The 13295-nt window shown below is 62.8% G+C and carries 13 protein-coding genes and 1 pseudogene; 7 read left to right on the top strand and 7 right to left on the bottom strand.

The genetic code is table 11. The features are described 5' to 3' along the window. Positions 1-24: 24 nt before the first annotated feature. Both PVZ80_RS21780 and PVZ80_RS21775 read left to right on the top strand, forming a co-directional pair. A complete protein-coding gene (locus PVZ80_RS21780; RefSeq protein WP_273864528.1) occupies positions 25-1446 on the top strand; it encodes an MFS transporter in 1422 nt (473 codons plus the stop codon). 179 nt (positions 1447-1625) lie between these two features. Next, on the top strand, positions 1626-2135 hold the full coding sequence (locus PVZ80_RS21775; RefSeq protein WP_009050381.1) for a hypothetical protein: 510 nt from the start codon (positions 1626-1628) through the stop codon (positions 2133-2135). Positions 2136-2202: 67 nt separating this feature from the next. On the opposite strand, the gene PVZ80_RS21770 is transcribed toward PVZ80_RS21775, so the two are convergent. Next, on the bottom strand, positions 2203-3075 hold the full coding sequence (locus PVZ80_RS21770; protein ID WP_273864527.1) for a LysR family transcriptional regulator: 873 nt from the start codon (positions 3073-3075) through the stop codon (positions 2203-2205). 96 nt (positions 3076-3171) lie between these two features. Between PVZ80_RS21770 and gstA the strand changes: the two genes are divergently transcribed. Then, complete coding sequence (gstA, locus tag PVZ80_RS21765) at positions 3172-3774, top strand: glutathione transferase GstA (RefSeq protein ID WP_016703866.1); 603 nt, start codon at positions 3172-3174, stop codon at positions 3772-3774. A gap of 111 nt (positions 3775-3885) precedes the next feature. Here gstA and PVZ80_RS21760 read toward each other — a convergent pair. Then, positions 3886-3993: pseudogene (locus PVZ80_RS21760) on the bottom strand (fatty acid desaturase); the annotation flags it as partial. 365 nt (positions 3994-4358) lie between these two features. Between PVZ80_RS21760 and PVZ80_RS21755 the strand changes: the two are divergent. Continuing rightward, positions 4359-4796, top strand: coding sequence for a GNAT family N-acetyltransferase (locus PVZ80_RS21755; protein ID WP_273864526.1), 438 nt, complete (start codon positions 4359-4361; stop codon positions 4794-4796). A 60-nt stretch (positions 4797-4856) separates the two neighbouring features. Further along, complete coding sequence (locus PVZ80_RS21750; RefSeq protein WP_038634413.1) at positions 4857-5675, top strand: class I SAM-dependent methyltransferase; 819 nt, start codon at positions 4857-4859, stop codon at positions 5673-5675. Between the two features lie 43 nt (positions 5676-5718). On the opposite strand, the gene def is transcribed toward PVZ80_RS21750, so the two are convergent. The 3 genes from def to PVZ80_RS21735 all read right to left on the bottom strand — a co-directional run bounded on the left by def (position 5719) and on the right by PVZ80_RS21735 (position 7572). Then, positions 5719-6258, bottom strand: coding sequence for a peptide deformylase (gene def / locus PVZ80_RS21745; RefSeq protein ID WP_009050388.1), 540 nt, complete (start codon positions 6256-6258; stop codon positions 5719-5721). Positions 6259-6260: 2 nt separating this feature from the next. Beyond that, positions 6261-7208, bottom strand: coding sequence for a YihY/virulence factor BrkB family protein (locus PVZ80_RS21740; RefSeq protein ID WP_007925094.1), 948 nt, complete (start codon positions 7206-7208; stop codon positions 6261-6263). Positions 7209-7380: 172 nt separating this feature from the next. Then, positions 7381-7572: a CsbD family protein gene (locus PVZ80_RS21735; RefSeq protein ID WP_009050389.1), complete on the bottom strand. Its 192-nt coding sequence runs from the start codon at positions 7570-7572 to the stop codon at positions 7381-7383. Between the two features lie 211 nt (positions 7573-7783). Here PVZ80_RS21735 and PVZ80_RS21730 point away from each other — a divergent pair, with 211 nt between their 5' ends. Next, complete coding sequence (locus tag PVZ80_RS21730; protein ID WP_009050390.1) at positions 7784-8161, top strand: hypothetical protein; 378 nt, start codon at positions 7784-7786, stop codon at positions 8159-8161. A 161-nt stretch (positions 8162-8322) separates the two neighbouring features. On the opposite strand, the gene fadD1 is transcribed toward PVZ80_RS21730, so the two are convergent. Together fadD1 and fadD2 are read right to left on the bottom strand one after the other, a co-directional pair. Beyond that, the gene (fadD1, locus tag PVZ80_RS21725; RefSeq protein ID WP_009050391.1) at positions 8323-10011 is read right to left on the bottom strand and encodes a long-chain-fatty-acid--CoA ligase FadD1; all 1689 of its coding nucleotides are present in this window, start codon (positions 10009-10011) and stop codon (positions 8323-8325) included. A 390-nt stretch (positions 10012-10401) separates the two neighbouring features. Then, positions 10402-12090 (bottom strand): long-chain-fatty-acid--CoA ligase FadD2, encoded by a 1689-nt coding sequence (fadD2, locus tag PVZ80_RS21720; RefSeq protein ID WP_273864525.1) that lies wholly within the window; start codon positions 12088-12090, stop codon positions 10402-10404. A gap of 211 nt (positions 12091-12301) precedes the next feature. On the opposite strand from fadD2, the gene PVZ80_RS21715 reads away from it, so the two are divergent. Then, complete coding sequence (locus tag PVZ80_RS21715) at positions 12302-13246, top strand: alpha/beta hydrolase (protein ID WP_016703862.1); 945 nt, start codon at positions 12302-12304, stop codon at positions 13244-13246. Positions 13247-13295 lie beyond the last annotated feature (49 nt).

Genomic DNA, 13295 nt, shown 5'->3' with positions numbered 1-13295 from the left:
TCATCGAAACCTGGAATCCCGCCCATGTCGTCCCTCGCCCCCACTATCGCTACCGATGGCCTCGACCCGCTCCGCGCCGCCGATATCTCCGCCCGCATCGATCGCCTGCCCGCCGTCGCCACGGTCTGGCGCCTGGTGGCGCTGCTGTCCATTGGCGGTTTCTTCGAGCTGTATGACCTGTTCCAGACTGCCTATATCAGCCCCGGCCTGATCCGCGACGGGATCTTCGCCACCGGCAGCCAGGGTGTGTTCGGTTTCTCCGACCAGGCGGCCTTCGCCTCGGCGACCTTTCTCGGCCTGTTCCTCGGCGCCAGCCTGCTGAGCCCGATCGCCGACCGCTTCGGGCGCCGGGCGATCTTCACCTTCGCCCTGATCTGGTACACCGTGGCCACGGTGCTGATGGGCGTGCAGACCACGGCCCTGGGGATCATCGGCATGCGCTTTCTGGTGGGTATCGGCCTGGGCATCGAGCTGGTGACCATCGACGCCTACCTCTCTGAACTGGTGCCCAAGCACATGCGCAGTTCGGCCTTCGCCTTTGCCTTTTTCGTGCAGTTTCTTTCGGTGCCGGCGGTGGCGCTGATGTCCTGGTGGCTGGTGCCGCAAGACCCGTTCGGCATCGCCGGCTGGCGCTGGGTGGTGCTGGCCAGCGCGGTGTTCGCGCTGTTTATCTGGTGGTTGCGTTCACGCCTGCCGGAGTCGCCGCGCTGGCTGGCCCAGCATGGGCGCTTCGCCGAGGCCGAGCGGATCATGGACGGCATCGAGGCACGCTGCGCCAAGGACCATGGCAAGCCGCTGGACACCCCGCAGCCCGAGGCCCTCGGCGTCCAGGGTTCGGGGCGCTTCGCCGATATCTGGCAACCGCCCTATCGGCGCCGGGCGCTGATGCTGATCGTGTTCCATGTGTTCCAGGCCATCGGCTTCTTCGGTTTCGGCAACTGGCTGCCGGCGCTGCTCTCGGGCCAGGGCGTGAGCGTCACCCACAGCCTGATGTACGCCTTCATCATCACCCTCGCCTATCCACTGGGGCCGCTGCTGTTCGTCAAGTTCGCCAACCGCTTCGAGAACAAGTGGCAGATCGTCGGCTCGGCCCTTGGCGCCATGACCTTCGGCACCCTGTTCGCCTGGCAGAGCACGGCCCTGGGGCTGATCGTCTGCGGGGTGATGATCACCTTCTGCAACGCCTGGCTGAGCTTCAGTTACCACTCCTATCAAAGCGAGTTGTTCCCCACCAATATCCGCGCCCGGGCGGTAGGTTTCTGCTATTCGTTCAGCCGCCTGTCGACGGTGTTCAGCAGCCTGTTGATCGGCTTTTTCCTCGACCGCTTCGGTACGCCCGGGGTCCTGGCGTTCATCGTCAGCAGCATGCTGATCGTGATGTTCACCATCGGCCGTTTCGGCCCGCGTACCCGCAACCTGGCCCTGGAGAATATCGCCCACCGTTGACCGGTCGCCGCTGGCCGCAAGCGGCAAGGCTTGTCCGCCGCGTGCCGCCAGCCTTGCCGGGCAACCGGCGCAGAGCCCCAATGCAGAGCCCTGTTCCAGGGCCCTGCAGAGCGCTCCAGCACGGCGGCATGCAACTTGCTGCTCAGCCTGCGATAGCCCTTACACACAGGTACCCAATCATGTTGGTCAGTGCCCAGAAAACCTCGGCGATCCAGCCCACCCAGCGGTCCGACATGGACCCGAGCACCGCGGCCGCCAGCGCGCTGTACAGCGGTTTGATGCAGAACGTGCAGAACGCGGCAAGCTTCCAGACATCCCAGGCCGTGCAGCAGGCCAGCAACACGGTCAACGACAATGTCGCGGCGGCCTTCGCCAAGACCCGCGTGCTGCTCCAGGCCACCCCGCCGACCGCCAGCACCGCGCAGGCCAATAGCGCGACCCAGAGCTCGGCCCTGGACGAGTTCAAGGACTACATGAGCAAGTCCCCCGAGCAGCGTATGCGCGACCGCATCCTCGAGGAGATGGGCATTACCGAGGAAGACCTGAAAAACATGCCACCGGAGAAACAGCAGGCGGTGGCTCAGGAAATTGCCCAGCGGGTCCAGGACAAGCTGAAGCTGGCGCAAGTCGAGAAGGACGCCAGCGGCGTCGATAAGCAAGTCACCGACAAGTTCCTCGCGGCGCTTTAAAAACGGCCAGTCGAAACAGGGTTCCCCATGGGAACCCTTTTTCATGGGTCGGCTTGAGCGGCTGCGCTCAGCCCTGGGCCAGCATGTCGAGCAAGGCCCGCAGCGTCGGCGACGGCTCGCTGCCCTCGGCCAGCACCAGGGCAAAGGTGCGCGGGATCGGCACGTCCAACGGCAGTACGCACAACCCGTGGCGTTGCTCCGGCAAGGTCATCTGCGGCACCAGCGTCACCCCCACCTGCTCGCGAACCAGGGTAAAGGCGCTGCTCCACTCCCGCACCTCGACCCGCACATCCGCCAGCTCCAGGCCGGCATCCGCCGCCAGGCTGCGGGCATTCACCGAACAGCCGCCGGTGGCCAGTACGAAGGGTTGGCTTAGCAGTTCCTGCAAGGTCACCCCCTGCTCCTGAGCGCGGCGCGCCAGGGCATGCCCAGCCGGCAGCACCGCCACCCAGGCATCGCGCCCCAGCAGGCCGACGCTGCGCTCGGGCGCAGGATTGAGCAGCACCCCGACATCGATCAATCGCGCTTCGAGCAAGGCCTCGACCTCGTCGTCGCTGACCTCCAGCGCCACCACCTGGATACCCGGATACAACTGCTTGAAGCGCCGTAGCAGCGGCGGCAGGAAAGTCGCCAGCACCATGGGGAAACTCGCCAGGCGAATGGTGCCGCGCTGGATGTCCCGGCAGGCGTCCGCGGTGTCGCGGATGTTCTGCAACGCCGCGAGCATCAGCCGCGCCTGCTCGACCACCTGTTCGCCGACGGCGGTGGGCAGGGTCTGGCGGTTCTCCCGGGTGAACAGCTGCACGCCCAGGTTGTCTTCGAGCAGCGCCAGGGCCTGGCTGGCGCCGGACTGGGTCATGCCGACCCGCTCGGCGGCACGGGTGATGTTGCCGGTATCCGCCACGGCCACCAGCATGCGCCAGTGCATCAGGTTCATCATGGCAGTAGCTGTCCTTATGGGATTTTTCTGAAAGATTAATTTTACTGAGAACAGCGCGGACTATGACACTGATCTCCCCCCTTTGGAGAGCCCTCGATGAACCTGTATTTCTCGCCCAACGCCTGCTCGCTGGCCCCGCATATCGTGCTGCGCGAACTGGCCCTGCCGTTCAACCTGGTGCGGGTCGACAACCGCAACAAGACCACGGCCGACGGCGCCGACTTCCTGGCGATCAATCCCAAGGGGTATGTGGCAGCGCTGGAACTGGAGGACGGCCAGGTGCTGACCGAAGGACCGGCGATCCTGCAATACCTGGCCGACCTCAAGCCGCAAGCAGGCCTGGCGCCGGCCAACGGCAGCTGGCAACGGGTGCGGCTGCAGGAGATGCTCAACTTCGTCTCCAGCGAGATCCATGGCGGCCTCGGCTGGCTGTTCAACCCCGAGTTTCCCGAAGCGACCCAGGCGCTGATCCGACAAAAACTGTTCAAGCGCCTGGCGCTGCTGGACCGCACGCTGCAACAGCACAGCTACCTGCTGGGCGAATCCTTCGGTGTCGCCGACGCCTACCTGTTCACCGTGCTGCGCTGGACCGTCGGCTTTGCCATCGACCTGGAACAGTGGCCGGCGCTGGCGCGCTTCCAGGCCCGCATCGCCCAGCGCGAAGCGGTGCAAGCGGCGCTGGCGGCCGAAGCGGCGTAAGGATCGAAGCAGAGATGCCGCAGCAACCTCTGCCTTATCCCGCTCGCAGCAATCCCGATAGGATCGCGACGAGTAAAAACAGGATGGTCCTGGCAAATCTTGATGCTCCCGGTGCAGGTTGAGAGGCAACAGCCAGGTGGGCCATTCGGTGCGGGCGGTGAAGGTCTGGCGCAGGGTGTCGATTTGTTCGCGATGCAGCGGATCGAAGTAATGGGCCATGGCGCTACTCAGGACAGGGGCTGGCCGAAGGGCGAACCTTCGGCGTCTTGCTGTTCTGTGCAACGAGAAGGGGAAACTTGCAGATCGATGGGTTATTTACTTGGAAGCAAAAACCAGGAAGCCCGCGGGGCGGGCTTCCTGGGAGGGTCAATGACCGAAAATATTGTGTTCGGTCTTCTTGGCTTTCTTGTCCGCACGCTTTTCATCGGCGGTCCGGCTGGGTTTTTTCTTCGCCGTCTTTTTGGCATTCATACCTTTGGACATGATGCACACTCCACTCGCAGGGGATCGTTCATCAGGTATACACCTATCCCGAGCGCTCCGTACTTTTATAATCCACCGCCCCGGCCCACCTGCGAAATCCCATGCCCGACACCGAATACCTGCTGCTTGCCGACACCCTGCGACCGCTGCTGAACAAGTTCTATCGCGCCCACAATTCGCCGATGCGCGCCGCCGGCGAAGGGCAATCCTGGGTGGCGAAACGCGGAGCGATCATTGCCGGGCTGAGCCTCACGCCCATAGCTCAGGGCCACTGGCTGACCGGGCTGTTCGTCGACCCGGCCCGTCGCGGCCAGGGCATTGCCGCAATGCTGGTCGAACGGGCACGCGCGCAGCTGCCGGGGCCGCTGTGGCTGTTCTGTCACCCGGACCTGCAAGCCCTGTACGAACGCATGGGCTTTGCCACGGCCCCCGCCCTGCCTCAGACCCTGGCGGATCGCCTGGAGCGTTATCGCAGGAGCAAGAGCCTGATCGCCATGGGCATAGATCCTTTGGTTAGGTCGACCAGCGATAATGTGTGATCGCGGGCCCTGGAGCGCGTGCTAGCCTCGGCGGCAAATCGGCCTCCATCAGGATGATCCATGAAACCGACGCTTCTGGCTGTCTCCCTCAGTGCCCTGCTGCTACCCGTATTCACCCATGCCGCCGACGCCGCGGTCTCGCCCCAGCAATACGCCAAGGTCCTGGCCGGCGACTGGCGAGCGCCGCAGAACAGTGCCCGCGACCGTTACCGCCATCCGCAGCAGACCCTGCAGTTCTTCGGCCTCAAGGCCGACCAGAAGTTGATCGAGATCACTCCCGGTGGCGGCTGGTACAGCGAGCTCCTCGCGCCACTGCTCAAGGACCACGGGCAGTACATCGCCGCCCTCCAGGCCCCGTCCAGCGGCGAGTATTTCCAGAAATCGGCGGACAGCCTGAAGCAGAAATTCAGCGCCGACCCGGCCCGCTATGCCAAGGCCCGGTTCGTCGAGTTCGACCCCAAGGCACCGGTGCTCGGTCCGGCCGGTTCGGCTGACGCCGTGCTGACCTTTCGCAACGTGCATAACTGGGTGCTGGCCGACACCGCGCCGGCGATGTTCCAGGCGTTCTTCAAGGTGCTGAAACCGGGGGGCGTGCTGGGCGTGGTGGATCATCGCGCCAAGGACGGCGCCTCCCTGGAAGACATCAAGCACAGCGGCTACCTGACCACTGCCTACGTGGTGAAGCTGGCAACCGACGCCGGGTTTGCGCTGGAGGGGCAAAGCGAGATCAACGCCAACCCGCAAGACACCAAGGACTACGCCCAAGGCGTCTGGACCCTGCCGCCAGCGCTCAAGCTGGGGAACGAGGACAAGGCCAAGTACCTGGCGATCGGCGAGTCGGACCGGATGACGCTGCGCTTTGTGAAACCGGCGAAATAACCGCGCGGATCGCAGCCTGCGGACAGGCTGCGATCCTTATCCTTCAATCGTCGGCGTGGGGATCGAGGTCGGGGAACATCACCTCGGTAAAACCGAACTTGCTGAAGTCGCTGATCCGCGACGGGTACAGGCGGCCGATCAGGTGATCGCATTCATGCTGCACCACCCGCGCATGGAAACCCGAGGCGATCCGGACGATCGGCTCGCCCTTGGGGTCGACGCCTTCGTAGCGAATGTGCTGATAGCGCTCGACCGCGCCCCGCAGCCCCGGCACCGACAGGCAGCCTTCCCAGCCCTCTTCCAGCACCGGGCTCAAGGGCGTGATCAGCGGGTTGATCAGGATGGTCTGCGGCACGGCCTCGGCTTGCGGGTAACGCTCGCTGTGCTCGAAACCGAAGATCACCAGTTGCAGGTCGACGCCGATCTGCGGCGCGGCCAGGCCGACCCCGCCGACGCTTTCCATGGTCTGGAACATGTCATCGATCAGTTGCCACAGCTCGGGGCTGTCGAACATCTCGGGCGGCACCGGTGGCGCGATGCGCAGCAGGCGCTCGTCGCCCATTTTGAGGATTTCACGGATCATGATCAGACTTCGTCAGTGGTCGGCTTGAGCGAGTGGTCCCGGCCCAGTCCCGATACGTGTTGTTTGGGTTCGTCGTGCTCGCCGGGAACCCTTTCTCCAGGGTTCTTGCCGTCGGACGACATGTGCTCGATCGCCGCATTCATCTCGGCCCCCAGCAACAGCACCGCCGAGGAAATATAGAAGTACAGCAGCAGGACGATGATCGCCCCGATACTGCCATACATGGCGTTGTAGTTGGCAAAGGTCTTCACGTAGAACGCGAAGCCCAACGAGGCGATGATCCACACCACCACCGCCAGCACCGAGCCTGGGGTGATGAAGCGGAACTCCTGCTTCACGTCGGGCATCACGTAGTAGATCAGCGCCACGGCGACCATCATCAGGATCACGATCACCGGCCAGCGCAGGATGGTCCAGACGGTGACGATGAAGTCTTCCAGGCCGACCTGCGCGGCGATCCAGCCCATCACCTGCGGCCCGAGCACCATCAAGGCCGCGGCCGCCAGGAGCATGCCGGCGATGCCGATGGTGTAGAAAATCGACAGCGGAAAACGTTTCCACAACGGGCGCTTCTCGACCACGTCATAAGCGGCGTTCATCGCGCTCATCATCAGCCGCACGCCGGCCGAGGCGGTATACAGGGCAATCACAATACCCACCGACAGCAGGCCGCCCTTGGACTGCTGCAACTGGTCGATCACCGGGTTGACCTGCTCCAGCGCCTGGGGCGGCAACACCAGTTCCGATTGCAGGCGCAACCAGGAGAAGAAGTCCGGCAGGTGCAGGAAACCGATCAAGGCGATCAGGAACAGAATGAAGGGGAACAACGAAAACAGCATCTGATAGGCCAGTGCCGAAGCATAGGTCGACATTTCATCGTCGATGAACTCAGTGACCGTGCGCACCAGCACACGATGCAGGGGCAGGCCTTTCAAATTCGGCAAGAACATAGCGTCTCCTTTCGCCGCAAGCATTCAGGGTCGGTGGCGACTCAGGGGCCGTTTTGTACAACAAACTAGCCTAGTTTGGCGATTTTGAACCGTTTCGTCTCATTTGGTGCCATGGCCGATGTAAAAACGGCCATCCGCGGATGGCCGTCGTGGTGCAGTGCGAGCCGGTGGATCAGGCCTTGTCGATGGTCTTTTTCAGCGCATCCTTGGCCTTGCCGAGGGCTTGCTGCGCTTCACCTTTCTTTTCCTGAATCTTGCCTTCGGTTTCCAACCGATCGTTATCGGTCGCTTTGCCGACACCTTGCTTGATATTGCCAACGGCCTCGTTGGCCAGGCCTTTTGCCTTGTCCGCTGTGCTGCCCATGGTATTTCTCCGTAGAACAATCGAGGGTTTGGGGTCCTGCCCTGAGGTTGACCCGAGGCCGTCGCGCGGAGTTTCAATTATTTTCAGCGGGGTATTTCATCGCCTTATTTGCCCGCCGCACGCAGGTTGCGCTTTATGTTTGGCGACCAACCCACGAGAATGCGCAACGTATTCAGGCGCTGCGCTGAAGATCCAATCCCGTAGGAATGTTATGAAACTCGATAAAAAGCTGGCCATCGCCCGCCGGAACCAGGAACTGGGCGGTGCGGTGCTGGGCGTCAACAACTGCCACTTCGCGGAACTGAGCCGCAGCCGGAATATCTGGTGGTTCGATCTGCCGGTCAGCCGCCTGGCCATCGGGCAGTACGAATGGGTCCACCTGCTGCTGTACACCCCGAACACCGACCAGTTGCTGCACCTGAAGGTGCCGACGGTGTTCCTGCGGGAAAAGCTCGAAGGCCTGGTGGTCCGCAACGCCGGCAAGCGCAAGGCGGCCCTGAGCCTGGAGCTGAGCGCCGACAAGGACTCCTTCCTCAAGGACGTACGCCCCGCCGGCACCGGCGTGAACTTCGCGCAGTTCCAGCAGTGATCCACCTGTAGCCGCTGCCGCGGGCTGCGCAAGGTCCGCAGGACCTCCCGCGCCGGCAAAAACGACGCCCTCTGCGAGGTCGATCGCAGCCTTCGGCAGCGGCTACACAAGCGCCCAACAAAAAGCCCCGCGAATGCGGGGCTTTTTGTTGGCCTGGCGTTTTACTTCTTCACGCCCAGCTTCTTCAGCTCTTCGTCGCGCAGTTCGCGACGCAGGATCTTGCCGACGTTGGTGGTCGGCAGCGCATCGCGGAACTCGACGGCCTTGGGCACCTTGTAGCCGGTGACGTTGGCGCGCATGTGCTCCATCACCTGTTCCTTGGTCAGGGTCACGCCCGGCTTGGCGACGATGAAGATCTTGATCGACTCGCCCGACTTCTCGTCCGGCACGCCGATCGCCGCGCACTGCAACACGCCTGGCAGGGCCGTCAGCACGTCTTCCAGCTCGTTCGGATACACATTGAAGCCGGAGACCAGGATCATGTCTTTCTTGCGATCGACAATGCGGATATAGCCATCGGGCTGGATCAACGCGATATCGCCGGTCTTCAGCCAGCCGTCGCTCATCACTTCATCGGTAGCGTCCTGGCGCTGCCAGTAGCCCTTCATCACCTGCGGGCCCTTGACGCACAGCTCGCCGACTTCGCCCAGGGGCAGCTCGTTGCCGGCATCGTCGACGATCCGGCACAGGGTCGACGGCACCGGGATGCCGATGGTGCCGATCTGGATATTCTGGCCCGGGTTGACGGTGGCCACCGGACTGGTCTCGGTCATGCCGTAACCTTCGCAGATCGGGCAACCGGTCACCTCCTTCCACCGCTCGGCCGCCGCCAGTTGCAGCGCCATGCCGCCGGACAGGGTGACTTTCAGCGCCGAGAAATCCAGCTTGCGGAAGGCTTCGTTGTTGCACAGGGCGACGAACAGGGTGTTGAGGCCGACGAAGCCGCTGAACTTCCACTTCGACAGTTCCTTGACCATCGCCGGCAGGTCGCGCGGGTTGCTGATCAGGATGTTGTGGTTGCCGCTCAGCATCATCGCCATGCAATGAAAGGTGAAGGCATAGATGTGGTACAGCGGCAGCGGGGTGATCAGGATCTCGCAACCCTCATTGAGGTTGGAGGCCATCAGCGCCCGGCATTGCAGCATGTTCGCCACCAGGTTGCGGTGGGTCAGCATCGCACCCTTGGCCACGCCGGTGGTGCCGCCGGTGTATTGCAGCACGGCGACATCGCTGCTGGCCGGGTTGGCGTCCTTGACCGGCTGGCCATGGCCCTGGCTCAGCACATCGTTGAACTTGACGGCCTTGGGCAGGTGATAGGCCGGCACCATCTTCTTCACGTACTTGATGACGCTGTTGATCAGCAAGCGCTTGAGCGGTGGCAGCAGGTCCGCCACTTCGGTGACGATCACATGCTTGACGCTGGTCTTGGGCACCACGGCTTCGGCCAGGTGCGCCATGTTGGCCAGGCACACCAGGGCCTTGGCGCCGGAGTCGTTGAACTGGTGTTCCATTTCCCGCGCGGTGTACAGCGGGTTGGTGTTGACCACGATCAGGCCGGCGCGGATGGCGCCGAATACTGCGACCGGGTACTGCAGGACGTTGGGCAGTTGCACGGCGATTCGATCGCCGGGTTGCAAATCGGTATGCTGTTGCAGGTACGCGGCAAAAGCACCGGACAGTTCGTACAGCTCACCGTAGGTGAGTGTCTTGCCGAGGTTGCTAAAGGCCGGTTTGTCGGCAAAACGTTGGCAGGACTGCTTCAACACCGCCTGAATATTCGGATACTCGTCTGGATTGATATCGGCAGCAATCCCAGCTGGGTACTTATCCTTCCAAAAGTCTTGGATCATGGAAGCCCACTCCTCAGCAACGCGAATTCGTCAGCGCACTTGATGCGATTATTATTTGTGTGTGTTTTTTATTGATGTCTATTGTTGGTGAGTCTGGCTGTCTACATAGGCCGAGAAGTCACAAAGCGCGCCGAGAGTAGCAGCTTTGCCAAAGGCCGCCTAGAGCCAAAATCGGCCTAAACAGTCACTTTAGTGACTCAAGAATATTCAATAGTCATTTTTAGAGTAAAAATTCTATACAACCATATAGGGCTCTGGAACGGGCTTTTGCGGCCCCCAAAAAGCATCGCGAGCAAGCTTCGCTCCTACAGAAACCCTGGGTTCCGGTAAAAGCGAGGCTTGCTCGCGATGGTCGCGCCCTGGCGCGGGACTGTTACATCCGGTGAAACATCAGGCGATGTCGCGCAGCTCCCGACGCAGGATCTTGCCTACCGGCGTCATCGGCAACGACTCACGCAACACGATGTGCTTCGGCACCTTGTAGCCGGTGAAGTTTTCCTTGCAGTAGGCCTTCAGCTCTTCGAGGCTGACCCCCGACTCGCGGGCCACCACGAACAGCTTCACCGCCTCCCCCGAACGCTCGTCCGGCACACCGATCACCGCGCAGTTGGCGACTTTCGGATGGGCCATCACCACGTCCTCGATTTCGTTGGGGTACACGTTGAAACCCGAGACGATGATCATGTCCTTCTTGCGATCGACGATGCGCACGAAGCCATCCGGATCGATCACCGCAATATCGCCGGACTTGAACCAGCCATCGGCATCCAGCACCTCCTCAGTGGCCTCCGGCTTCTGCCAGTAGCCCTTCATGATCTGCGGCCCCTTGATGCACAGCTCGCCGCGCTCGCCCAACGGCTGCTCGACGCCCTGGTCATCGATGACCTTGAGGGTCGTGCCCGGCACCGGCAGTCCCACGGTGCCCAGGCGCGACTGGTCACCGTAAGGGTTGGTGCAGGCCACGGGCGAGGTTTCGGTCAGGCCGTAGCCTTCGGTGATGCGGCAGCCGGTCAACTGCGCCCAGCGCTCGGCGGTGGCCTTGACCAGCGCCGTGCCCCCGGAGTTGGTGAGCTTGAGATTGGAGAAGTCGAGGGTCTTGAACTCGGGATGATCCATCAGCGCCATGAACAGCGTGTTCAGCCCCAGCAGCGCCGAGAAGCGCCACTTCTTCAGCTCCTTGATGAAACCGCCGATGTCCCGCGGGTTGGTGATCAGCACGTTGTGGTTGCCGGTGACCATCATGCACATGCAGTTCGCGGTGAAGGCATAGATGTGGTACAGCGGCAGCGGCGCGATCATCACCTCCTGGCCCTCGCGCAGCAGCGGATGACCGTCCGGCCCCAGTTGCCCGAGGCAGGCACGGGCCTGCTGCATGTTGGCCACCAGGTTGCCGTGGGTCAGCATCGCGCCCTTGGCCAGCCCCGTGGTGCCGCCGGTGTATTGCAGCACGGCGACGTCGTCCAGGCGGGCGTTCAAAGACTTGATCGGCTGGCCACGGCCCAGGCGCAGCGCGCTCTTGAAGGACACGGCCTGGGGCAAGCGATAGGCCGGCACCATCTTCTTGACCTTGTCGACCAGGGTATTGACCAGCCAGCCCTTGGCGGACGGCATCAGGTCGCCCATCTTCGCCTCGATCAGGAACTGGATGTCGGTCTCGGGCAGAACCTCCTCGACCTTCTGCCCGAACAGGTTCATGTACACCAGGGCCCGCGCCCCGGAATCCTTGAACTGGTGGCGCATTTCCCGGGTGGTGTACAGCGGGTTGGTGTTGACCACGATCAGCCCGGCGCGCAGGGCGCCGAACACGGCGATCGGGTAATGCAGGACGTTGGGCATCTGCACCGCGATGCGATCGCCCGGCACCAGGTCGGTGCTGCTCTGCAGATAACCGGCAAAGGCCGCGCTGTAGCGCTCCAGCTCGGCGTAGGTCAGGGTCACGCCCATGTTGCTGAAGGCCGGGCGGTCGGCGAATTTCTTGCAGGAACGCTCGAACACCTCGATCACCGACTTATAGGCACCCAGGTCGATATCGACGGGCACTCCGGCCGGGCGTTTGTCATTCCAGAAATCAGGCTGCATTGTTCTTGTCCTCTTTACCTGAGCTGTCCGGGCCGCTTCTCTGACGCTACGAAAGGCGGGGCTCTGCGGACGTTAGCAGCTATGGCGAATAGGGCAAATACGGGCGGCGGCGTCATTGACAACGTGAATCTTGCCGCCATGGCGCGCGCAGATCGGACGGGGCCGCGACGATGAGCTATACAATGCAACGACCCCGTGCAAAGGAATCGCCATGATCCACCACTCTTTCTGGCTGACCGCGAGCGACCACAGCCAGCTCTACGTGAACCAGTGGCTCCCAGCGGCCCCGCTCAAGGCCGTGATCCTGCTGGCCCACGGCATGGCCGAACACAGCGGGCGCTACGCCAGGCTGGCAGAGGCGCTGTGCAATGAAGGCTACGGCGTCTATGCGCTGGACCTGCGCGGCCACGGCAAGACCGCCGAGCACGGGGTACTCGGGCACTTCGCCGACGATGACGGCTGGTGCAAGGTGGTCGGCGACCTGGCCAGCCTCAACCAGCACATCGGCCAGCAGCACCCGGGAACCCCGATCGTGCTGCTGGGCCACAGCATGGGCAGCTACATCGCCCAGGCCTACCTGCTGCACCACAGCGCCAGCCTGTACGGGGCCATCCTCAGCGGCTCGAATTTCCAGCCGGTGGCGCTGTACCGCGCCGCCCGCCAGATCGCCCGCTTCGAACGCTGGCGCCAGGGCGCCCTGGGCCGCAGCGCGTTGATCGAATGGCTGTCCTTCGGCTCGTTCAACAAAGCCTTCAAGCCCAACCGCACGGCCTTCGACTGGCTCAGTCGCGACCCCGACGAAGTCGACAAATACGCCCAGGACCCGCTCTGCGGCTTTCGCTGCAGCAATCAGCTGTGGATCGACCTGCTGGGCGGCCTGCAGCAAATCAGCAAGGCCTCCAACCTGGCCCAGATCGATCCGGGCCTGCCATTGCTGATACTGGGCGGAGAATGTGATCCGGTGAGCAATGGCATACGTCTGAAGGATCTGGCCGGTGCTTTGCGCGAGGCCGGCAGCCAGTGCCTGCAGCTCAATATCTACCCGCAGGCGCGGCACGAACTATTCAATGAAAGCAACCGCGACGAAGTGACGGCCGATGTACTGGCCTGGCTCGACCAGGCCCTGCAGCATCGCCGACCGCCGAAGACTGAATGACCCTGTTTCCAATCAATACGCCAATCAACGCTCAGCACAGGACTTGAGA

It is taken from the genome of Pseudomonas sp. B3G-3 (assembly GCF_028640915.1).
Classification (GTDB): domain Bacteria; phylum Pseudomonadota; class Gammaproteobacteria; order Pseudomonadales; family Pseudomonadaceae; genus Aquipseudomonas; species Aquipseudomonas chlororaphis_I.
Note: the sequence above shows the minus strand (reverse complement) of the source record. Positions and strands in the feature narration are given on the sequence as shown.

Excerpts from the sequence above, each read along its gene's own strand:
- PVZ80_RS21730 (WP_009050390.1), top strand. The coding sequence starts at position 7,784 with ATGAAACTCGATAAAAAGCTGGCCATCGCCCGCCGGAACCAGGAACTG.
- def (WP_009050388.1), bottom strand. The coding sequence starts at position 6,258 with ATGATCCGTGAAATCCTCAAAATGGGCGACGAGCGCCTGCTGCGCATC.
- gstA (WP_016703866.1), top strand. The coding sequence starts at position 3,172 with ATGAACCTGTATTTCTCGCCCAACGCCTGCTCGCTGGCCCCGCATATC.
- PVZ80_RS21740 (WP_007925094.1), bottom strand. The coding sequence starts at position 7,208 with ATGTTCTTGCCGAATTTGAAAGGCCTGCCCCTGCATCGTGTGCTGGTG.
- PVZ80_RS21755 (WP_273864526.1), top strand. The coding sequence starts at position 4,359 with ATGCCCGACACCGAATACCTGCTGCTTGCCGACACCCTGCGACCGCTG.
- PVZ80_RS21780 (WP_273864528.1), top strand. The coding sequence starts at position 25 with ATGTCGTCCCTCGCCCCCACTATCGCTACCGATGGCCTCGACCCGCTC.
- PVZ80_RS21715 (WP_016703862.1), top strand. The coding sequence starts at position 12,302 with ATGATCCACCACTCTTTCTGGCTGACCGCGAGCGACCACAGCCAGCTC.
- PVZ80_RS21750 (WP_038634413.1), top strand. The coding sequence starts at position 4,857 with ATGAAACCGACGCTTCTGGCTGTCTCCCTCAGTGCCCTGCTGCTACCC.
- fadD1 (WP_009050391.1), bottom strand. The coding sequence starts at position 10,011 with ATGATCCAAGACTTTTGGAAGGATAAGTACCCAGCTGGGATTGCTGCC.
- PVZ80_RS21735 (WP_009050389.1), bottom strand. The coding sequence starts at position 7,572 with ATGGGCAGCACAGCGGACAAGGCAAAAGGCCTGGCCAACGAGGCCGTT.
- PVZ80_RS21770 (WP_273864527.1), bottom strand. The coding sequence starts at position 3,075 with ATGATGAACCTGATGCACTGGCGCATGCTGGTGGCCGTGGCGGATACC.
- fadD2 (WP_273864525.1), bottom strand. The coding sequence starts at position 12,090 with ATGCAGCCTGATTTCTGGAATGACAAACGCCCGGCCGGAGTGCCCGTC.
- PVZ80_RS21775 (WP_009050381.1), top strand. The coding sequence starts at position 1,626 with ATGTTGGTCAGTGCCCAGAAAACCTCGGCGATCCAGCCCACCCAGCGG.